General features: G+C 41.1%; 20 protein-coding genes. 14 read left to right on the top strand and 6 right to left on the bottom strand.

Annotated elements, in window-relative coordinates; genetic code table 11:
• Positions 1-178: 178 nt before the first annotated feature.
• A complete protein-coding gene (locus tag RMY64_RS24630; RefSeq protein ID WP_322701376.1) occupies positions 179-1,228 on the bottom strand; it encodes a hypothetical protein in 1,050 nt (349 codons plus the stop codon).
• 485 nt (positions 1,229-1,713) lie between these two features.
• Between RMY64_RS24630 and RMY64_RS24635 the strand changes: the two genes are divergently transcribed.
• From RMY64_RS24635 to RMY64_RS24675, 9 genes are all read left to right on the top strand, one after another.
• A complete protein-coding gene (locus tag RMY64_RS24635) occupies positions 1,714-3,642 on the top strand; it encodes an alpha-amylase family glycosyl hydrolase (RefSeq protein WP_322690420.1) in 1,929 nt (642 codons plus the stop codon).
• Positions 3,643-3,800: 158 nt separating this feature from the next.
• Positions 3,801-4,475 (top strand): hypothetical protein, encoded by a 675-nt coding sequence (locus tag RMY64_RS24640; RefSeq protein ID WP_322674245.1) that lies wholly within the window; start codon positions 3,801-3,803, stop codon positions 4,473-4,475.
• Positions 4,476-4,625: 150 nt separating this feature from the next.
• Positions 4,626-5,063 carry a DUF29 domain-containing protein gene (locus RMY64_RS24645; RefSeq protein ID WP_322674246.1) on the top strand — a complete coding sequence of 146 codons (438 nt, stop codon included), beginning with the start codon at positions 4,626-4,628 and terminating at the stop codon, positions 5,061-5,063.
• A 279-nt stretch (positions 5,064-5,342) separates the two neighbouring features.
• Entirely contained in the window at positions 5,343-6,917 is a 1,575-nt protein-coding gene (locus RMY64_RS24650) for a type II CAAX endopeptidase family protein (RefSeq protein ID WP_322701377.1), read from the top strand.
• Between the two features lie 507 nt (positions 6,918-7,424).
• Entirely contained in the window at positions 7,425-7,550 is a 126-nt protein-coding gene (locus RMY64_RS24655) for a hypothetical protein (protein WP_322701378.1), read from the top strand.
• 144 nt (positions 7,551-7,694) lie between these two features.
• Positions 7,695-7,970: a TM2 domain-containing protein gene (locus tag RMY64_RS24660; RefSeq protein ID WP_289798872.1), complete on the top strand. Its 276-nt coding sequence runs from the start codon at positions 7,695-7,697 to the stop codon at positions 7,968-7,970.
• A gap of 179 nt (positions 7,971-8,149) precedes the next feature.
• Positions 8,150-8,410: a hypothetical protein gene (locus RMY64_RS24665; protein ID WP_322701379.1), complete on the top strand. Its 261-nt coding sequence runs from the start codon at positions 8,150-8,152 to the stop codon at positions 8,408-8,410.
• A 159-nt stretch (positions 8,411-8,569) separates the two neighbouring features.
• A complete protein-coding gene (locus RMY64_RS24670; protein WP_322674250.1) occupies positions 8,570-11,059 on the top strand; it encodes a heavy metal translocating P-type ATPase in 2,490 nt (829 codons plus the stop codon).
• 254 nt (positions 11,060-11,313) lie between these two features.
• Complete coding sequence (locus tag RMY64_RS24675; RefSeq protein ID WP_322674251.1) at positions 11,314-11,745, top strand: FHA domain-containing protein; 432 nt, start codon at positions 11,314-11,316, stop codon at positions 11,743-11,745.
• Positions 11,746-11,825: 80 nt separating this feature from the next.
• On the opposite strand, the gene RMY64_RS24680 is transcribed toward RMY64_RS24675, so the two are convergent.
• Positions 11,826-12,173, bottom strand: coding sequence for a hypothetical protein (locus RMY64_RS24680; protein ID WP_322665545.1), 348 nt, complete (start codon positions 12,171-12,173; stop codon positions 11,826-11,828).
• Positions 12,174-12,595: 422 nt separating this feature from the next.
• Here RMY64_RS24680 and RMY64_RS24685 point away from each other — a divergent pair, with 422 nt between their 5' ends.
• A complete protein-coding gene (locus RMY64_RS24685; protein ID WP_322701380.1) occupies positions 12,596-13,516 on the top strand; it encodes a TIGR01777 family oxidoreductase in 921 nt (306 codons plus the stop codon).
• 156 nt (positions 13,517-13,672) lie between these two features.
• On the opposite strand, the gene RMY64_RS24690 is transcribed toward RMY64_RS24685, so the two are convergent.
• From RMY64_RS24690 to RMY64_RS24700, 3 genes are all read right to left on the bottom strand, one after another.
• On the bottom strand, positions 13,673-13,918 hold the full coding sequence (locus RMY64_RS24690; protein ID WP_094352470.1) for a hypothetical protein: 246 nt from the start codon (positions 13,916-13,918) through the stop codon (positions 13,673-13,675).
• Between the two features lie 165 nt (positions 13,919-14,083).
• Positions 14,084-14,506, bottom strand: a complete 423-nt coding sequence (locus tag RMY64_RS24695) for a hypothetical protein (protein WP_322674253.1) — start codon at positions 14,504-14,506, stop codon at positions 14,084-14,086.
• Positions 14,507-14,592: 86 nt separating this feature from the next.
• On the bottom strand, positions 14,593-14,949 hold the full coding sequence (locus RMY64_RS24700) for an iron-sulfur cluster assembly accessory protein (RefSeq protein ID WP_322665540.1): 357 nt from the start codon (positions 14,947-14,949) through the stop codon (positions 14,593-14,595).
• 318 nt (positions 14,950-15,267) lie between these two features.
• Between RMY64_RS24700 and RMY64_RS24705 the strand changes: the two genes are divergently transcribed.
• The 4 genes from RMY64_RS24705 to RMY64_RS24720 all read left to right on the top strand — a co-directional run bounded on the left by RMY64_RS24705 (position 15,268) and on the right by RMY64_RS24720 (position 21,462).
• Positions 15,268-16,899 (top strand): DUF6930 domain-containing protein, encoded by a 1,632-nt coding sequence (locus RMY64_RS24705; RefSeq protein ID WP_322674254.1) that lies wholly within the window; start codon positions 15,268-15,270, stop codon positions 16,897-16,899.
• A 2,185-nt stretch (positions 16,900-19,084) separates the two neighbouring features.
• Positions 19,085-19,261: a CopG family transcriptional regulator gene (locus RMY64_RS24710; protein WP_322674255.1), complete on the top strand. Its 177-nt coding sequence runs from the start codon at positions 19,085-19,087 to the stop codon at positions 19,259-19,261.
• A 276-nt stretch (positions 19,262-19,537) separates the two neighbouring features.
• Positions 19,538-20,977: a 9,9'-di-cis-zeta-carotene desaturase gene (zds, locus tag RMY64_RS24715; RefSeq protein ID WP_322674256.1), complete on the top strand. Its 1,440-nt coding sequence runs from the start codon at positions 19,538-19,540 to the stop codon at positions 20,975-20,977.
• Positions 20,978-21,018: 41 nt separating this feature from the next.
• Entirely contained in the window at positions 21,019-21,462 is a 444-nt protein-coding gene (locus RMY64_RS24720; RefSeq protein ID WP_322701381.1) for an SRPBCC family protein, read from the top strand.
• Positions 21,463-21,618: 156 nt separating this feature from the next.
• On the opposite strand, the gene RMY64_RS24725 is transcribed toward RMY64_RS24720, so the two are convergent.
• The gene (locus RMY64_RS24725; protein ID WP_322701382.1) at positions 21,619-22,014 is read right to left on the bottom strand and encodes a hypothetical protein; all 396 of its coding nucleotides are present in this window, start codon (positions 22,012-22,014) and stop codon (positions 21,619-21,621) included.
• Positions 22,015-22,163 lie beyond the last annotated feature (149 nt).

Here is a 22,163-nt window from a genome sequence, read left to right on the forward strand (position 1 = left end):
TCACATGAGCGAAGGCAAGGCGAATATACTCTGGTGAAATTAAATATGCGTTATCCAAAATTCTTGTAGAGACGTAGCAGTGCTACGTCTCTCCATTCTGATGTTTAATGCCAGCCAATGCATTGGTATCGCACAATCCTGCCAAATTTACTTCGCTACGAATGAATGAAATACTGTACTAAGTGAACTCTATAGTCTCAACAAACTCTAAAATACTTTCTTTGATGTCTTCAGCCTCTTCCTCAACAGAATCAGGAGTTTCGCCGTTAATAAAACTGTGCTGACTACTAACTATATACAAAAATTCACCACTGATGAAGGTGAGCAACCCCCGGTACGCATCTAATCTGCTCGCAGTTCCATTATTTTCTTGCTTAGAAATTGTCGAACCTTTGGGCATATTAATTAACACGTAGTAAGCACCTCGCAAAGTATTTTCCAGATATTCGGTATATTCCACAGAAGCATCTGGTACATTGACAAAAATCGCTTGGGGTACATACTTGTCTACTAAAATTGTTTGTAAATATTCTTCTTGTCCAACAGACTCCAATTCCTCTAACTGTTCTAAGGGAAAAGGATAATAATCGATTCTCAGTAAAGTACCGATGTCATCAGAAAAGCCAACTACTCCTTCCTGGCTTTGAATTCTACCGCCCTGCTGCGGATCGACCGGAATCGGCACGATGAAATTACCTAAAGGGGATTCATAGGTCTGTTCGCTAAAATCTTCGATGACTACTGTCTCATCTTCATCGTCTGTATATTCTTCATCTTCTGCTTCTTTAAAGGCTGCAATTACCTCCTTGATGATTTCGTCTGCTTCTTCATCTTCCAGTTCTAAAGCTGCCTGTAGCTTTTTTAGGTAGATTTGTTTCGATTTGGGGATGGCGAGGTCATCGTCTAAAAGCACTATTACCCCAGCTGCAAAACCATCTAGCACTAATTCATCTGAGAGAGATACTTTAGCGGTATTAAACAAAGGCCCAATTCCCTCTTCTTCGGCAATGGAGATCAGTCTATCAACTATTTCTGCAATGTCATCTTCTGAGTATTCCTCGAAAACCTCGAATTCCCAGAGGATACCCGCTAAACTTTCTGCATCTACCTCTTCAATAAATGAATCAGCGATCGCAGTCACAGTTGCGATCGCCGCCACCGCTTCCTCTGGACTTAGTGATTCCTCTGATGTCTTTGGTGAGTTAAAAACCTTGTCATATTTAGTCATAATTGCTACCTAAATTAATTCCTTGATAGTAATAACAGGTTGAAAGTGACAATGGTCAGTTTACCAATGGAGCGAATCTTCTAGAGAAAAAGTTGGCTGATACGTGGTTTACTCAGTATTACTCAGGTGTAACAACTAAACCTTATTGACAACTAATATCATCTAATGAGTTGAGGTGTTCTAAAATCTTTTCTCGAATATACACCTAAGTACCAGACAAACTCAGTATTTACTACAGGTTAATTTAATTAAATATTGTAAATTTTTGTAACCCAGCAATTATCTTTAATAACTGCTATATTCTTTTATTTTTATCCTCTAGCAGATGAATTATATCTACCGATAGAATTATAAACTAGCTAGCGATAGATACCTACACCGTAAGCAGGATGTCACAATACCCAAGTTTGTAGTGACACACAATACCTGAAACGTTGTACTGTTGGTTCTGCAAGTGTGAATTAGATGAAATTTTGAGTTTTTTTATGGTACAAACCCCACCATCTCAGTTTTCACCAGATCAATATAAAGTAGATCCTGCAAAGGAAAATGTAGAAGCTCTTATACAAGAACCGCAGTTAGATATTGAGATTGCTCTAGAGTTCCTTTACACCAGAGATATTGAATTTCGTCAGGAAACAATTTATTTTCTCGTAGTCGATCGCTTTTATGATGGCGATCCAGATAACAGCGAAGGTGCAAACTCAGAACTGTACGATCCAACTAGACAGGATTGGGGTAAGTACTGGGGTGGCGACTTGCAAGGTGTCATCGATAAATTAGATTATCTCAAAAATATGGGAGTTACCGCTCTTTGGCTAACTCCCCTGTTCGAGCAGGTTGAGGAGTTATTTGTTGGTAATGCAGCAATACATGGCTATTGGACAAAAGACTTTAAACGGCTTAATCCTCGATACATTGCGGAGGGAGATAACCCTTCTTTAAACGCAACTCAAGAAGAAAAAAATACGACCTTCGATCGGTTAATTACAGAAATGCACAAGCGCAATATGAAGCTAGTGCTGGATATTGTCTGCAACCATAGCACACCTGATACTAGCGGTAGTAAAGGTGAATTATATGATGATGGTGTCAAAATTGCTGATTTCAATAATGATGTCAATAATTGGTATCACCACTATGGCGAAGTCCAAAATTGGGAAGACGATTGGCAAGTACAAAACTGTGAATTATCTGGTCTAGCAACCTTCAATGAAAATAATGCGGAATATCGGGAGTATATTAAGTCAGCAATTAAACAATGGCTAGACCGGGGTGTAGATGCACTGCGGGTGGATACTGTCAAGCACATGCCGATTTGGTTTTGGCAAGAATTCACTGGCGAGATGACCAATCACAAACCAGATGTATTCATTTTTGGTGAATGGATTTATAGTAATCCCAGTGACGATCGCTCAGTGGAATTTGTTAACCACTCAGGCATGACACTTCTAGACTTTGGCTTGTGCGTGGCAATTCGAGCCGCACTAGGACAAGGTTCAGAAAACGGATTCCAAACAATTCAATATATTTTTGACCAAGATCATCGCTACAACGGGGCAACAGAGCTAGTTACCTTCATTGATAACCATGATATGTGCCGTTTCCAATCGCTGAATCCCGATCCAGCGATGCTGAAGGTTGCGATCGCCTTAATTATGACCTGTCGCGGCATTCCCTGCATATATTACGGCACAGAACAGTATCTGCATAACGACACTGATGGCGGCAACGACCCGTACAACCGCCCAATGATGGAAAATTGGGATACTGAGAGTGAGATTTATCGTTGCATCAGACTGCTGTCTGGCTTACGGCGACTGAATCCAGCCGTATCAATGGGTAGCCACTGGCAAAAATACTTAACAGCGGATGTTTACTGCTATGTACGCCGTTATCGTGACTCTGTGTGTTTTGTCGCTTTAAATCGGGGAGGAGAAGTTACTTTACCAGAAGTAGAAACAGAATTGCCCGATGGCGAACATACCTGCGTAGTGACTCGCAACAAGTATGAGGTGAAAGATGGCAAGATTTATGACCTAGTACTAGAAGAAAGGGGAGTAATTGTTTTCAGCCACGTTGGCGAACGGTTAAAAGCACAAACAATTGTCCGCGTCCAACTCAATGGCGTAGAGACCCAACCTGGTGAAATTATTGTGGTGACAGGAGATTGCCCAGAGTTAGGTAACTGGGATATTGGCAAAGCCTATCCTTTAGAGTACATCAACACCAATACTTGGTTTGCCGAAATTCCCTTTGATGAAAGTGCTGGTAAGCTAATTGCTTATAAATATGCCATGTGGCGGGAAGGGCGATCGCCTCTGCGCGAAAATCTCGTAAATCGTCGCTGGGTGATTGCGAAAGAAGGTACTGTCAAATGGCGTGATACCTGGGCATCGGGAAGAGAATCTTAGAAATATAGAAGGAGTTATGAAGAGTGAAGGATTCAAATCTTGATTCTTCACTCTTCATTATTTATGAACTTTAAGTAACAAAAAATACACAAAGATGCGTATTTAATCGCAGTGTAGGCCATAGTGTAGTAGTTATACACTTTAGTAATTTTGTACTCATGAGACTCTTCTCCTACTGCCTACCTTGTGATAATGGCTCCGCTCCTAACCCATTCTGGGAACTTTGCACTCTCGCAATTTGCAAGCCTGATATCCGACGAGTAGCAAGCATTGGAGATTGGGTTGTAGGACTTGGTTCCAAAAACTCACCAATTGGCGATATCAGGAATTGCGTTGTGTATGCGATGCGGGTAACGAAAAAGATGACATTCCAAGAATACGACGAGTTTTGCCGAGTTCATAGTCCTGATAAAATTCCAAAGCGGGACAGCAAAATATTCAAGTATCATGTTGGCGATTGCATCTACGATTACAGCAAAGGAGAACAACCACTACTGCGACCAAGTGTTCATAACAAGAGTCATCAAGAAAGAGATTTACGCGGTATAAGTGTTTTGATGTCGCAGCACTTCTACTACTTCGGTAACAAGCCTGTTCATTTGCCTGATCAGCTCACTTCAATTGTTCATAAAGGGCCAGGACACAAATCAAAAGCAAATGATCCATACAAAGATGTATTTGTAACTTGGATCAATAATTTAGGTTACACGCCTAACCAATTACATGGTGAACCCCAAGGCAAAAAGAAATTTACCTTAGAACGAGATATCAGCAGTTGCCGTCCTCAATGCAACCGACAAGATAAAAAAAGTAATAAAAGGAGTAATTGCTAGATTCCTTTTGAAAGATTAAGTAGGACAGCATAAATAATTAAAAGTTTGTAGTCAGCGCTTTCGCCCTAGTTTGTTTGTAAAATGTCTAGTAAAGCACTGCATTGAGCAAAAATAGGCAAAATGTTGCTGAAAACAAAGAGGTAACTGTTGATGAGTAAAACGACACTCTACAATCAGGACTTTCTGGTGTGGACGCAGCAACAAGCTGAGTGCCTGAAGAAAGGACGCTGGGCTGAATTAGATGTTGAACATTTGGTAGAGGAACTAGAGGCTTTGGGTCGGAGTGAACAAAAGGAACTTGGAAGTTATTTACAGGTGCTTTTAATGCACTTACTCAAATGCCAATATCAACCAGAGCGAAAAACTAAAAGTTGGGTTAACACAATCTCAAACTGCCGAAACCAAATTCAAGATTGCTTGGAAGACACTCCTAGTTTGCAGTGCCTTCTAGAAGACAGGGAGTGGATACAGAAATATTATCGCCGCGCTCGTCGAGATGCCGCAAATGAAACTGAAAAGCCAATAGAAACTTTTCCGCTTGAGTGTCCTTTTACTATGGAACAAGTTCTTAATTCTGAATTCCTGTAAGTTAAACTGCTGAGACTCAGTAAGTAAGCATAATTAAACATAAAAAAATCCTAGTCCGTAGTGAGTGATTGATCGCTCAAAACAAAGATTATCAGCTTCCTCAAGGTGGGAGAACACTACTGTAATTTAACATCGTGGGTGCATAGGCGAGCATTTACCGCAGGCATCGCACATTCATTACAAACTTATAATATTGATGATATCTATCCACCTCTGACTTTTTATTGCGATAATTCCCAAGGGGGACGCGCTCTCCACTGGTCAGTTAAAGGGGGATAGATGACACTCAAGCGGTTGGTTTTATTTTTTGTGATGACGCCGATAGCAGTTCTGTTGGCAGTTTCGGCTTTATTCGGTAGTTGGCAAGAACCTCAATTTCAAAGTCGTTTGGAACTATACCAAACAAATATTGCTTTACAAGCTCAAGCTTGGCAATCAGAAGATAGCAGTGATGACAAACTCCAAGCGATTCGGGAAGCAATACTTGGTGAGCAACCTCTAGAAAGCGCTACAAAGCAGTATCAGGAGGCGCGTCAATCAGTTCAAGCTAATTTAGACAAAGTTAACAACAAACTTGCACAATTACGCTCTCAAGCGGAAATAACTCCCGCACCTCCAAAGCCTCTACCGGACGCTCCTCCCACTATTAAAACTTCTAAACAGGAACAGCAACAGTTACAGCAGTCTTTTAAGCAATTACAAAAATTACTGGCTGAATTAGACCTGCGCTTGGGAATCTTACAAGCACAGCAAGGACAGACGGATACAGCCTTCAAGACTTGGAGCGAATTACAACAACGCTCAGATATTAATTCAGGGTTTTGGGAAACCGCCGCTGTATTGACTGGACTGTGGAGCAATCCTCCTCGTATCCTCCCAAATGCTCAAGAACCAATTCAAAAGAATTTAGAAGGTTGGTTTCGGTCTACTGCTTTGGTTAAGTTATACCAACTCCAACAACGACAAGATGCGTTATCAGCAGTAAAAGCCGCACAACAAGAATCTTCTGCTCAAGCAGTAATTAAATTGGCAGTTATTGGCACTATTCCCACCTTGGCAGCTTTAATTGGTCTAATACTGCTGATTTTATTATTTGCTCAACGCTTGTTGAAAGGAAAAGCCTCGTTATTAGCTCAAAATGCTGATATCCCCTGGTCAACCCCTTGGGGTGGTGAAACGGTTTTGCAGGTTTTTATCATTGGCTTTTTCTTTATGGGGCAAATTTTTGTGCCCTTAGTAATATCGTTGCTACCCATCCCGCGTCCCATTGTGGATGTGCGACTTCAGGCATTTTCTGTGTTGGTTAGTTACTTTTTAGTAGCATTAGGTGCGCTGTTAGTACTGTATTTCTCTCTCAAGCGCTTTTTTCCACTACCGGAATTCTGGTTTCGCTTCCGTTTTCAAGATAACTGGTTTTTGTGGGGACTGGGAGGTTATTGCACGGCTTTACCTGTAGTTGTGGTGGTATCTTTGATTAATCAGCAGCTATGGCAAGGACAGGGTGGGAGTAATCCTCTGTTGCAATTAGCGCTGGAAAGTCAAGATGGTGTAGCGCTAGGTATATTTTTCTCCACAGCGGCGATCGCAGCTCCATTTTTTGAAGAAATCCTCTTTCGCGGTTTTTTGTTACCCTCTCTAACTCGTTACTTACCCGTGTGGGGAGCAATTCTGATCAGTAGTTTGTTGTTTGCGATCGCTCACCTCAGCTTATCGGAAATTCTCCCCCTGACCGCATTGGGCATTGTCTTAGGAGTAGTTTACACGCGATCGCGCAATCTCCTCGCTCCTATGCTCCTCCACAGCCTTTGGAATAGTGGTACACTATTAAGTTTATTTGTTTTAGGTAGCAATTAATACAATTACAGTACTGTTGCCAAAAACAAAAATATCTGATTTTATCTCCTTAGATAGAGACAATTTACTAGTAATAATTGGTTACAAGCATAAATACTAGCTGAAAACCCAATTACGATAATGGCAAAAGCAAATTAAAGAATGCTATTAACATAGACAACAAACTATCTAGTTAAGCATTTATTCTCATTCAGGTAGATTTTAGCCATTTTTCGAGATGTTAATTGCCTTCTTGAACCATTTTTAGCTGTCATAAATTGGAATTCAATTCCGGTTTGCGCTCATGGAAGTGGGGATCGGTAACTAAAAAACGGTTATAAAGATATGGAAGCTGCCTTTTGCACTTCTAGATTCCCACTAGCCACGCAGTTGTCTTGCCATTGGTGCGATGTCTACGACGGGCTACGCCTACGCAAAAACATCCGGAAATAATACTGATGGACTTGTAAAAAGTGGTGTATGTAGCAGCTTTTGCTGATTATTTAAGATTGATTCTGCTCAAGATAAATGTCTGAGCTAAAAATCTGCAAAACTGCTGCACCAAGGTTTGCGATCGTCAAATCCAGCAAAAGTCATCAAGGAGCGCCAGTTCGGGCTATAGCGCAAGACATCTTGGCGTCTCCTTTGGAATAGAAGCACGCTGATTTTAATTATTCATCTTGAGATTTACTCAGACTGAAAAAATTAAAAATCTATTTATTAAGCAAGTAAATGTATTTGCTTCCATTACAATAAAGACTTTATTTTTATACTCACTTATCAAGGAGCAGCACTTATATGGCAAATCTTAACCCCAGTCACCCTACCAAACAACTTCTAGCTGGTTACTGTGGCATTATCCTGGGAGCATTCGGGGTTCATAAGTTTATTCTAGGATACGCTTCGGAAGGCTTTATCATGTTAGTGATTTCTGTAGTTGGGGGTTCTTTTACCTACGGCGTTGCTTTGTTAGTTATGCAACTTGTAGGTCTAATTGAAGGCATGATTTACTTAAATAAATCCCCTGAAGGATTTGTAAATACCTATTTTGTGAATAAGCAGGGCTGGTTCTAGTGCAAGAATAACTTTCTTACTGGAAGCAGAGAATGATCCTCCCTGCCAAGTTTAGGATTGCAGCAAAAGCGCAGGGATAAAGAGCAACCAAAGAAACATCCTTTTTCCCTTCCGCTTCACCTTTTACCTTTAACAAAAGTTATACAGCACTTTTACTTTCTATATTTATTTTTAATAATATGCTTATTTTCAAACCTAAACAGCTTAACTGGACAATGTTCTTCTTGTTAGGCTTAGGATATTTCAGCGTTATATCTCATTTAGAAATCAACTATTTCTTCAAAAACCTGATTGCGATCGCGCCAATACAGATGGCAGCTGTTATTTATGTCACTTATCGACGTTGGAACTGTCAACCCCCCGTAGGGGAATTTAAAATTAAAAATTTAAAATTTAAAATTCAGAACCCTACAGAAAAATCTGAGAACTTGGAACGTTGAATTAAAATGCAGCGATAGTCTTGATGCTCAACGAAGTACGATAAATTAATAATTTTAATATGGTTGACATTGAGTCATAGTTCCATATTTAGCCTACGCTCGAATTAGAGACGCTTTTAGTCAGGCGTTGAATTTCTGTAGCGAATCTAAACACAAGCCATGCAACTCGTCCCAAAAACTAAGCCAGCCCTAGAACCTGACCCAATCCTAGAGAAGATTATTCTAGATGTTGGGGGTATGAAGTGTGCTGGGTGTGTGAACGCTGTAGAGCGACAGCTGACCCAACATCCAGGAGTCAAGAGTGCCTGTGTGAACCTGGCCACAGAGGTAGCAGTTGTAGAGTCAGAAGTTGGTGCAATAGATGTAGATGCACTGGCACAGCGATTAACAGCCGTTGGATTCCCGACTCAACCCCGAAAAGCTAATGGCACAGTAGCAGGCGAAATATCAACCTTACCAGATCCAGCAGAACGACAACGCCGAGAAATGCGTTCTTCTCTATGGCAGTTAGCGATCGCAGCGGTATTGCTGATATTGTCGGGAAGTGGACATTTTGGTAATCTTGGTAGCTCAGTGCTGCCAGTGCTAAATAATATTTGGTTTCACTGTGGACTAGCGACAGTAGCGCTGTTAATTCCCGGTCGCCCGATTTTAGTAGATGGCTGGCTGGGCTGGCGGCGAAATGCGCCTAACATGAACACCCTAGTGGGATTGGGAACGCTGACAGCCTACATTGCTAGTTTACTAGCGCTGCTTTTTCCCCAATTGGGTTGGGAGTGCTTCTTTGACGAACCAGTAATGATGCTGGGCTTTATTCTCTTAGGAAGGACATTAGAGCAACAAGCTAGAGGTCGAGCGGCTGCTGCATTTAGGAAATTGCTAGCACTCCAGCCACTCTTAGCGCGATTGATTGCCAACCCAGAGAAAGCTGGAATGGGTTCTTCTAGTGTTGAGATTCCTGCTGAACAGGTTCGTGTCGGTGAATGCTTACAAGTGCTGCCAGGTGATAAAATCCCCGTTGATGGTGAAGTGGTGGTTGGTCAAACAACGGTTGATGAATCGATGCTAACCGGGGAAGCAGTGCCAGTAATCAAAAAACCAGGAGATACAGTGACAGGAGGGACACTAAACCAGTCAGGAGCGATCGCTATTCAAGCAACCCGGATTGGAAGTGATACAACTCTAGCTCAAATTGTTGCCCTAGTAGAAGCCGCCCAAACTCGCAAAGCCCCAGTACAGAAATTAGCAGATACAGTAGCTGGTTACTTTACTTACGGGGTACTAACAGCATCTGTCTTAACATTTGGATTTTGGTACTTTTTCGGCACTCACATTTGGACTGATATCACCATGTCTGGTGGCATGGAAATGATGAGCCACGCTCACCACTCCACTCCTCACTCTTCCCTGTTAATTAGTTTAAAACTAGCGATCGCAGTTATGGTAGTCGCCTGTCCCTGTGCTTTGGGACTTGCCACACCAACAGCCATTCTGGTTGGAACTGCTATGGGCGCAGAAAGAGGTTTGTTAATCAAAGGTGGCGATGTTTTAGAAAAAATACACCAGTTAAATACCGTAGTATTTGATAAAACTGGTACTCTCACCACAGGTAATCCCATAGTCACAGATTGTCTGTTAATTGAGGAATCGGGGACTAGGGACTGGGGACTGGAGAAGAATAATGCTCAATCCCTAATCCAACTAGCAGCAGCCGTAGAAAGCGGTACTCACCATCCCCTAGCAAAAGCGATTCAGCAAGAAGCACGGCGGCAACAGTTATCTATTCCAGAGGGTGTAGACTTTCACACGGAACCAGGGCTAGGAGTATCTGCTGTGGTAGAGGGCACAGTTGTATTGTTGGGTAACTGGGAATGGTTGAGTTGGCACGGCATTGCCATTAACGAAACCGCACAACAGTTAGCACAGGATTTAGCAACAAATGGTAAAACAGCCGTTTATGTAGCAATTGGGGGAACCTTAGCCGGACTAATTGGTGTTTCTGATACCCTTAGATCGGATGCTCGATCTACAGTAGACAAGTTGCGTCAAATGGGCTTACGGGTAATGTTGCTCAGTGGCGATCGTCTAGAAGCAGCTAGCGCCATAGCTAAACAACTAGGATTAGATAGCGCTGATGTAATAGCAGGTGTTCCCCCAGCTAAAAAAGCAGCTGCAATCCAGTCTCTCCAGTTAGAAGGGACAAGGGGACAAGGGGGACAAGGAGACAAGGGGGACAAGGGGACGAAGAAAACTCTTCACTTCTCACTCAGCACTCAGCACTCAGTAGTCGCAATGGTAGGAGATGGAATCAACGACGCTCCAGCTTTATCTCAAGCTGATGTAGGAATTGCTTTACACTCCGGGACAGATGTGGCGATGGAAACTGCTGAAATTATTTTAATGCGCGATCGCCTAAACGATGTCGTCGAATCTATTCAGCTTAGTCGCGCCACATTCAACAAAATCCGCCAAAATTTATTCTGGGCTTTTGCATATAATACACTTGGCATTCCTTTAGCAGCAGGTGTTTTATTTCCTAGTCTGGGTTTTGTACTTAACCCATCTGGTGCTGCTGCATTAATGGCTTTTAGCTCTGTTAGCGTCGTCACCAACTCAATATTATTACGGCGATTCGCTCATCGCCCGTAGAATACTCCTTTACACGTCCAATTTGCCACCACAAATTTTGGATTGTCAAAACACAATTCAGGAGTCAGTCGTCGATTTAAGACACTTACCAAAGCTATCATAGCTACTGGAGTAGAACGGATATGTTCTACTCTTTCAAGGTATTATGCAATTTTAAAGCTTATTTAGATTAGCACCACAAACTTATGGTGCGCAAAAATGGCAAGATACGATACTAAACAAAGTTTAATCAATTACAGTTCCACGATTTGTCAATGGCAGCAGAAACCAATGAAAACCATCTACTAATTATTGAAGACGATCAAGGTCGCAAAGAATTTTCTCTGGAGCACCCCGTCTACTCTATTGGTAGAGACCGCGAATGTAATATCCGTTTGATGTCGCAGTTTGTCTCCCGCCGCCATGCCACATTAGTGAGATTGCCACGAGAGCATAATAGTCATAGCTACTATTACCGGATTGTAGATGGCGATGCCAAAGGTAAGCCTAGTTCCAATGGTTTGATGATTAATGGACGTAAAATACCAGCCCACGATCTCAGAAATGAAGACGAGATTGTTTTTGGGCCTCAAGTACGTGCCATTTATTACCTTTTAAGAAACACTCAGCGTTTAGGACAAACGGATTCGAGCGAGTACGACATTACACTAATAAACCCCGGTATGGCCGAGGATTTAGAGGATTAAGAGAGTGAATTATAACTACCAATCACAGTCTGATACTTCCACGGTTTGAAGCCGTGGAAGTATCAATTCAATCACCAAAACTATCCTGCAATACTTTCAATCAAATGCCAATGGCGGCTACTTTCAATAGCTTGCTTGATTAACTCAAACATTTGTCGGCAGTAATTATCTAGGTGAATTGGTAGTTCTTCATTTTTAATCACAATACTCATCCGAGTTTCTGTTTCAGTAGATTTTGATTTGTCAATCAGTACTTCTACTGTTATTAATTTAGGAAAAGGAACATTTCCAGGAACCTCACGACCGATAATATATTCGGCTGTGTGATATTGAATATCCAACTGACAGTCCTGTAGAAGTTCTACAAGTAACGGCACCAGATGGTCACTAGGAACAGAAACAATAAATGAACAGGTATAGCGAGCCATAATAGCCCCAAGCCTTGCAACACTCCGTCCATCCTATAATACCGAAGTATCTAAATATAAAGTCATTAAAAAATCAAAGTTTTTGAGAGCAGGTATTACCAGATATACAGTCAATGAAGAGGCAGGGGGCAGGAGGTAGGAGGTAAACGTCATAAATAATTTAGGCGTTCCGTGAGTGTCAGCTGAATGGGGTTTCAATAAGGACGCAGTATTTTTTGTGGCACTTTCCGCTCGAAATACATACTTTGTTCTTTCTTCTCTAAGACACGCTTCGCGAACATAAATAAATTTACTCGATCTAGAAGAAAGTGGTAGAGGGCAAAAAATGTGTTTTCTTCCTCCTGTCTCCTGCCTCCTGCCTTCTTTGGTAAGCTGAAAGTTTGATCGAAAACTTTACAATAAAGGTTTGGCTAAGGTAGAAAATGAAAGTCGCAATTACTGGAGCAACAGGATTTGTCGGTAGTCGTTTGGTACAACGATTACACAAAGAAGGTCATAAAATAGTAGCATTAACTCGAAATACCGCTTTTGCTCAAAAGGTTTTTCCATCTGAGGCTTTCCCTAATGTAGAAATTGTTGCCCATACACCAAATGCATCTGGTTCTTGGCAAAGTATCATTGCTAATTGTGATGGCGTAGTTAATTTGGCAGGAGAACCTATTGGTGAAGGGCGCTGGACACCAGAACGGAAACAAGAAATTTTCAATAGCCGAAAGTTAGGTACACAAAAAATAGTTGAAGCAATAGCCAATGCTAATCCTAAACCATCAGTGTTAATTAACGCTTCGGCTATTGGCTACTACGGCACCAGTGAAACGGCTACCTTTGATGAAACCAGTCTATCTGGTAACGATTTTCTTGCCCAAGTCTGCCAAGCCTGGGAAACTGAAGCGAGAAAAGTAAAAGATGCTGGTGTGCGACTAGTAATTCTGCGTTTTGGGATTGTCCTGGGCAATGGTGGTGCTTTAGGTAAAATGATTCCGCCTTTCAAACTCTTTGCTGGCGGGCCTATTGGCAGTGGTCGGCAGTGGTTCTCATGGATTCACGTAGACGATTTAGTTAGCCTGATTTTGCAAGCTTTAACTAAACCGGAAATAGAAGGCGTATACAATGCCACTGCCCCCAACCCAGTTAGGATGGCAGATTTAAGCCAAACTTTGGGACAAGTGATGAATCGCCCTTCTTGGTTGCCTGTTCCTGCTTTTGCGATCGAAGCTCTTTTAGGAGACGGGGCTATAGTAGTTTTAGAAGGTCAGCAAGTTATCCCAAAACGCACCGTGCAAACAGGCTTTGAGTACAAATATCCTAATTTGCAATCGGCATTAACACAAATTCTTAATTAAAAGGGAGTGGGGAGTGGGGAGTGGGGAGTGGGGACTGGGGACAAGGGCACACGGGCAAAGAGGCTTAGGGGAAAGACTTACTGCAACTTCCTTCCCCTCTGCTCCCCTGCTTTTTTCCAGTCCCCAGTCCCTAATCCCCAGTACCCAGTTCCTTGACTATTGACTAGAAAGAAATTTTTTGGAAACCCAACTGATAATACCGCTGAGAATTGCACCGCCCATGAGAATGCCAATTGCGGGGTTAAACAAGGGTTGCCACAGTTGATGCCACAAATCCAAACCCAGGTTTACTCCAGCAGCATCACCGATCGCAGCGATCGCTAACCAGCCAAAGCCAAACAAAACCAAAAAAACATCGGCGACTAAAACCATGTTTAGCCAATTTAACAATTTATCTTTCATGATTGGATTGGGTACTGGGCATTGGGCATTGGGCATTGGGCATTGGGCATTGGGCATTGGGAATTGGGCATTGGGAAGAGACAGCCTAAAGAGTTATTTCAATAAATTCTCTGCCTTCTCCTCGTTGTCCCTAACCCCCAGTTCCCAGTTCCCAGTCCCCATTTTTTACTTTTCAAACAGCCAATTTTTGACTTTTGTTAAACTCTGCCAATCTGGTTTTCTACTTAAACCGTCCTCAATACTATTTTTTATTTCATCACTCCATTCTTCGTTGACAAAAATTAACTGTTGTGCTATATCAATATGTTCTCGCAAGCCTTTTTGCTTTGTTTCCAGCATTGCTAAGGCAAGATTGATTCTAGCTTGGGGATCTTGTGGATTTAACTTGACTGCCTTCTGTCCAGCTTTGTAAGCCAAATTGGGTTTGTTATCGAGTAGATACAACCACGCTAAACAAACCCAAGCTGCACTAGTTTTAGGAGCGCGATCGCACACTTCTTTAAATACAGGGATTAAAGATTCTGCTGATTCTCCTGCTTTATAGCGTTCTAAACCTGTATCAAACAGGGATTCAACTGTTTGAGTCATAGTAAATTAATCATGAGTCATTAGTCATTGGTCAATTGTCATTTGTCTTTCGTCCAATACTCAGGGACAAATGACAACTGACAATATTACACCCCAAATGACTTGCCGCAACCACAAGTTTGATTAGCATTGGGGTTAGTAAATTGGAAACCACCGCCAATCATAGCATCGCTGTAATCGAGCATTAAACCGTAGAGATATAACAGACTCTTGCGATCGCTGACAATTTTGAAGCCATCATAATCAAAAACTTCATCATGAGGGGTTATTTTGCTGGTATCTTCAAAGTCCATCATGTAAGACATCCCAGAACACCCACCCTGACGCACCCCTACCCGTAAGCACAAGTCTGTGCCTTGCTTGTCCCGGAGGGATTTTACCTGGTGCAATGCGGCTTCGCTCAACAGAATTCCGCGTTGTTGAGCTTCAATTGCTTGTGTCATCTGCTTTTCAACTCCTTAATTAGTATAAACGTTACCCTATATCGGCTTGTAATGCTTCTGGGTTGCTCGTTAAGTGTTTTTGTATTCATTCTAGCGGCTTAGATGTTGCTAAATACCAAATTGTAAACACTCCGTCAAAAGTAGCCAAAGATTTTTATTCTAGAATTGAGAGACTCAATGTGTTTATACATTCGGTATTCTTAAAATTCCAGCCTTACGGCAGCAACAGAAGCAACCACCCTTCAGGTGCAGCCATAAAAATTTAATCCGAGGCTAGCTAGCCCCCAAGTTTACTTCCAAATTGCTTCTTTTGATTCTATGACAAGTTTTAATCGCTCTACCAGTCGCCGGTTGAAGAAATTAACTCAAATTCCTTCTGTATGGGAGGGCGATCGCCGTCCGTTGTCATCACCAAACCAGGTGTCAGACTCAGAGGCAAAGGGAGAATGCATTCTTTGGGTAGATTACTCCCAAGGTGTTGTTCGAGGAATGGACGTGGTAGCTTGTGATACCGGCCCAGAAGCAATAGTTCGCACCTTAATGCAAGCAATGGAGCATCCCCAGAGTCCGGCAAGACCTGCTAGACCCCAAAGAATTGTAGTCAAAGACCGCGAGATCCAATTTTACCTGCGGGGAGTGCTGCAAGATTTGGATATCGCCATTGACTACGCACCAGAACTGCCTTTAATTGACGAACTATTTCGGGGATTCGCCGACATCCTTGATAGTCAAACCCCCGATTTACCCCCACAGTATGCGCAAATCTTGCGAGAGAAAGCATTTGCAATTTGGCAAGCAGCACCTTGGGAATTTTTGCAAGAACAGCAAATTTTGTCAATCGAGATTAATAAGTGGGATGTTGGCACACTCTACGCCTCAGTTATGGGAATGCTGGGAATGGAGTATGGGATTTTGTTTTATCGCTCAGAAGACTCTTTAAAACAGTTTCGCGCCGCAGTTTTAACGGATGAAGAATCAACAGAGCATCTAGAAGAAGCGTTCCTTAAGCAAGATTGCCTGTTTCTCACTTTTGAGAGCGTTGACGAAACTGATGAAGATGACGATGAAGAAGATGATTTGGCGGATCTGCCATTATCAGAAATTGACCCTACTTTTGGTAATATCCACCCCTTAGAAGGACTACGGTCTGTTTTGTATGACGAAGAAGCATTGGTAATTTTGGTTGCGATCGAAAGCCTGAGCCGCTTTATTCGCGATCACCGTCGCCAACTTCATGAGGACATTTTCCCAACTCTAAGCCGTCGCTATCGTATTTCTCTACCGCAGTCGGAAGAATCAACTAAATCAGTGCCTGTAACAGTCTCTACCATGCCGCAGTTAGCAGCAGAATTAGAGGAAATGGCAGGCTTTGGTATTGATGACGAGGAGATTAACAACCTTGATTTCCAATCATTGCGAGATGACTTGATACCAGAAGATTCCTTCCTCAGCTTAGGTGTAGTGTCTTGGGAAATGTTGGAGTTTCTGCGAAAGGGGGTCAGCTACCACCAGGCTGGTGAAATCAAACAAGTGGGTGACGGTTTGCCGGTGATTTTAATTCAAACTTCCCGACCCAAGGCGAAGACTGTAATTGAAAGAATTGAAGCAGCAGGCGGACTGAGAGCAATTTGCTTTAATCCAGGTGCCGATCCTTTTGATGGCGATCGCTACGACCTGGGTTTATTGCAAACTCAAAATGGCGAATTGTTCCTATTCGGTGAATTTTTAGATGAAGATCCAATTCATGTCGAAGCCCGAAAAAAATGGAATCAGCGGTGTAAAAATACTAAGGGCTATTGTGGCTTAATCATTGCTAAAGGACTAACGGGAGCCTCCCGTGGCAATCCTCAGTTACGAGATATGATGGCTTTGTTTGAAGGGCGATCGCTTTCACCTAAAGATTTAGGTATTGGCACTCTCCAACTTATGCCCCAACTGAAATTTGAATAATTGCATGAATTGCCGCAATCCTCAATCTCAAATCATCGGTATGAGAAGTTAAGTTGATGTGTATTTGATTGATTAAAACTGCATTTGAGAGGAAAAAAGGGAAGGCTTTGCCTTTTAACGTTTACCCCTGTTCTCTTTATCAACGGAGTGTTGATTCACCAGTGCTGAGTACTGTCTTACCCCATAGCAAAACGTGGGGATGGAAGTAAGGGCGCATCATTGACAGCAGATTTCAAGGAAAGTGAGTTACACAAGCTAAGTCTGTTACCTAAATATAAAGCGTGTTTTACTCCTTAATTCAGAATTCTAAATTGAGGAGTAACTGTTTCAGGCAAGTAAAAAGCAATACAGTTCAGTTAAGAAAACTGCTTTGTTGGGTTGCGCTTTGCTTCACCCAACAAAGCTATGAAAGTGTTGGGTTTCGTTCCTCAGCCCAACTTACACAACTTAAGGTTTTTGGCGCTAACTGAACTGTATTGAAGTAAAAAAGACTCAGGATTTTCACTTTTGTATATACCCCAATACAATTCAGAATGGGCAACCAAACCCAGATGTAGACAGGCGTTTTGTCGCGTCTTGAAAGACCAATTGTCTACACCAATAACCCTTAACTAAATCCTATTGGTATATAACTCATCTCTGGTAGGTAGTCTTTTAAGTAGAGGCAGAGTATTTCCGGTTATACTCAGTCTTCGCGATCTGCGTACCTATCAGCGTGCGGCACTTTTTCATAAATATTCATGTATATGTCAATACGAATACACGACCAATCTTGAGAAGCTAACTTTACCTAAATTTCATGAAGTACCTATATTTTCATAGTTTTCTAGTTATTTTATCTCAAATTTTTAAGTATAAATAACTACAATAACCTAAGAATTTATCTACAAAGACTGCTTGAATCAAACCTTACTGACGCACTGAGATATTGGAATCTTTTTTTTAATAAGCTTTTGAGTTTAGCCTTCTGTTATATATCAATATCATTAAGCAAAAGTTCAGATAATATATTTTTCTTTGTAATTTTTTTATAAAGGAGGAAAAATAGCTTTGCTAGTGTCTAAATGAAGATTATTTAAAGCGCGTAAATAATAGCTATAATAAACACATTGCCGAAAAAATTAAAATATACGATTCTTTTTATGGGTATACTTACCAGATAAAAATAGTTGGAATAAAAATTTTATTGGCAGTAATTTATATCTTGACTTAGATATGAGGAAAAATTTTTATGTCAAATTTCTAACGCCCTACTGGGCTAAAAATGATTTATATAACTTCCAGATAGATGAAGACGAAAAATCGTCAAAATATTGCTGCTTTCAAAGCAAGCTATATCGCTAGAAAGAAGATAAAAAAGATGCAATAAAGTATTGCATTCTGACGATAATTTATTGTAGAAGTATGAAACAAAACTAAAATATTATCGGCAGCAGTCAAATAACATCACATATATTCTGGATGAATTCGTCTGTGTGAAATTACAGATGTTGCTGTCAAAAATTACCAAGATAATTGGCAATTTAGACTCAGTAGACTGAGCGTTGTCCCTTTTTTTCGGGCTACTATATTGGCAGTGAAAAGCAATCAGCTTGATCGAAGTAAGCCAAAATTGATAACAGTTCAAGTAGCTCTTAAGTTCTTGGTTACAGTCTGGTTAGATATAGGTGTTTGTTTTAAGGCGATCGCTTATTTGTCTACTTTCTAAGTCACTATTAACGCCCTATACACACCACTTCAACCCTCCTGTAAATCAGCATTTCAGTATGATAATGATTCTGAAGCTTTATTTTTTGATGTTCTAGCAGATATTCTCTCCAACTGGGTTTGACGAACTTAGTTAAGAGAGAAGGTCAAATGCTTTCAATGGAGAATAACTTTGGAAATCTTCATTGAGTCAACAGTAGGTATCTTGAATTTCTTTATAAAATTTCATTGTTAGGGTTTACTCATGCTGTTAGTAGGGTTATTATCTTCAAAAGCAACGATGTGCTATTTTTGCTGTCACAATAGTAACAAATAAAGTGTAGTATTTTGATTTTTTTAGAAAATGATCGAGCCTTTGACAAAACAAACATTCTTAATATTAATGGTATTACTTGTTTCGTGAGACAAACTCTGATAACCTTATCGGTTCCCTCTTTAATTTAGACTCTTTCGACCATCTAAATATACAGCAGATAGCATGATAATGACAAATAAAAAATGGGCAGTTAAACGCATAACAGTTAATCTTGCAACGCAGGAAGCGGAAAAACTAGAAAAATATTGCCAACAAACAGGTAGACCTGCAACTGATGTGATTCGTGAACTGATTAGAAGTTTGCCTGTCTCCGACGACGGTAAAGATGCAAACAACTAAGAAGTGACTTTCACAACTTATCCAGAAAACTGCTTTGCCACCAAAAAAATATCTCTGATACTTTTGAGAGTCCGCTGCTATGGACAAAAGTTTGTCTAGATGATACAGACGCGTTTTTATCGCGTCTGGTCATTTACCGGGACTAAAAGAAGTAATCAAAGAGTTTTTAGTATCGATATTGGCAAGCATTAATATGCTGCTGGAGTTGATATTAAGTAGCAAATTCCGACACCAACCCAGTTACAATCTGTAAAGAAACTGAAAAGGAACGACGGAATGCGTGTTGCAATCGTAGGTGCGGGACTGGCTGGGCTAGCAACCGCAGTGGATCTAGCTGATGCTGGTTGTGAAATAGAGATTTTTGAATCTCGTCCGTTTGTCGGCGGTAAAGTTGGCAGTTGGGTTGATGGAGATGGCAACCATCTAGAAATGGGGTTGCATGTATTTTTCGGGTGCTACTACCAACTATTTGACTTAATGAAAAAAGTGGGGGTGTTAGAAAACTTACGCCTCAAGGAACATACCCACACTTTTATTAATAAAGGGGGGCGCACTGGTGCTTTAGATTTTCGTTTTCTTACAGGTGCGCCTTTCAATGGGTTAAAGGCATTTTTCACTACTTCCCAACTATCGTTGCAGGATAAATTGCAAAATGCGATCGCTTTGGGTACTAGTCCGATAGTTCGCGGATTGGTAGACTTTAACGGGGCGATGAAAACTATCCGCAATTTAGATAAAGTTAGCTTTGCCGATTGGTTTCGCAGTCATGGTGGAAGTAATGGCAGCATCAAGCGGATGTGGAACCCCATTGCCTACGCATTGGGATTTATTGATTGCGAAAATATGTCTGCCCGTTGTATGTTAACCATATTTCAGCTATTTGCAGTTAGAACTGAAGCTTCAGTTTTGCGAATGCTAGAAGGTTCTCCAGCTGAATATTTACACAAGCCGATTCTGGAATATCTGGAAGCTAGAGGCACCAAAGTTTACACGCGCCGACAAGTTCGGGAAATTCAGTTTACTGAGTCAGCCGAACAAACGCGTGTAACTGGTATAGTAGTCGCCCAAGGTGATGCAGTAGAAACGATCGCAGCTGATGCTTACGTTTTTGCCTGTGATGTTCCAGGAATTCAACGCATCCTACCCCAGGAGTGGCGTAAGTGGTCAGAATTTGACAATATTTACAAACTGGATGCAGTGCCAGTGGCTACAGTGCAGTTACGCTTTGATGGTTGGGTAACAGAACTGAACGATGGAGAGCAACGTAAACAGTTAAACCATGCGGCTGGAATCGATAATTTACTTTACACAGCCGATGCTGACTTTTCTTGTTTTGCCGATTTAGCGTTGACTAGCCCTGCTGATTATTATCGTCCAGGACAGGGTTCACTGTTACAGCTAGTGCTGACACCAGGAGATCCGTTTATTGCCCAAAGTAATGAAGCGATCGCACAACATGTTCTCAAGCAAGTCCATGAACTGTTTCCCTCGTCGCGGGAACTAAATATGACTTGGTACAGTGTTGTAAAGCTTGCTCAGTCTCTTTACCGAGAAGCGCCAGGAATGGATGCGTACCGTCCCAACCAAAAAACACCAGTAGATAATTTCTTCCTTGCCGGGAGTTATACTCAGCAAGACTACATCGACAGCATGGAAGGTGCTACTATTTCTGGACGACGTGCGGCAAAAGTGATTTTGGAAAGTTTGAAGAAATAACTAACCGCGAAGGGCGCAAAGGGCGCAAAGGAAGAATAGGAATGTCAGACTGGTTAGAGCATACTGTGCAGGTAGAAGTAGAGGCTCCCATAGATTTAGTATGGAGTCTCTGGTCTGATTTAGAGCAAATGCCCCGATGGATGAAGTGGATTGATTCGGTGAAAATTCCGCCAGATAACCCAGATATATCTCTTTGGAAATTAAAAACTGGCAGTCTAGAATTTAATTGGCAATCCCGAATTCTCAAAGTTATTCCCAACCAAATTATCCAATGGGAATCGGTTGATGGTTTGCCGAATCAGGGAGCGATTCGCTTTTACGATCGCCACAATAGTAGCATTGTGAAAATGACTATTTCCTATGCTATCCCCGGCATTCTTGGCAAAATTATGGATAACTTGTTTTTGGGGCGGATAGTTGAATCAACTATTCAAGCTGATTTGGAAAGGTTTAAAGAATATGCACTGAATGTTAAAGCTAATTGATATAGATGGCAAAACCAGGCAGTAGGAAACAAACTTTAAAAGTTTATTTCTTGCTGTCTGATGAAAAAATATGGATTTTTAAGGGTTGGAGAATGTTCTATCTTACACCGTTATAAAGTCGTTGTGGTTACGATTGTAACGCTCTGCACATTGTTATCAGAAAGTTGTGTAAGAGGGCTTAAAGTTGCTAGCAATAGAACACAAAACTTTATTAATTGCTAAAGGTATATCATCGGGAACATCAATATATTCAGTACATATATTTTCATTTTTAAGATTCCTTCCAAAGCTATCACAAGAAATAACAATCCTTACACCTGTAGGACTGTTTATAGAACTATTTTCAATATGTAATTCATAAATATCAGTTTCATCAAAACTCTCATCATTAGTCTCATAAATTGAATAAAATTTTACTGGGACATAAAAACTTAGGATTTCTGTATCTACAGAGTTAATAGGATTACCGTTTTCATCTTCAGAACAAGAATATTCAAAGCCATAATCTTTTAAATGTTGAATAAGCTTTGGCTTGATTAATTCCTGAGACATGATTAAATTCCTTTTCGCTTAGGACAAACTCTGTTTTGAGTGAAAGCAGAACACATTTTCTCTAACTCCAATTAGACTAACTGAGATGATAATCAGGTTATTTTTTAATCTCTTTGACGGAGTAACTAAAGGGAGATTTAGTGAGATTA

Origin of the sequence: Nostoc sp. DedQUE08 (genome assembly GCF_034530895.1) — a bacterium.
Taxonomy (GTDB): Bacteria; Cyanobacteriota; Cyanobacteriia; order Cyanobacteriales; family Nostocaceae; genus Nostoc.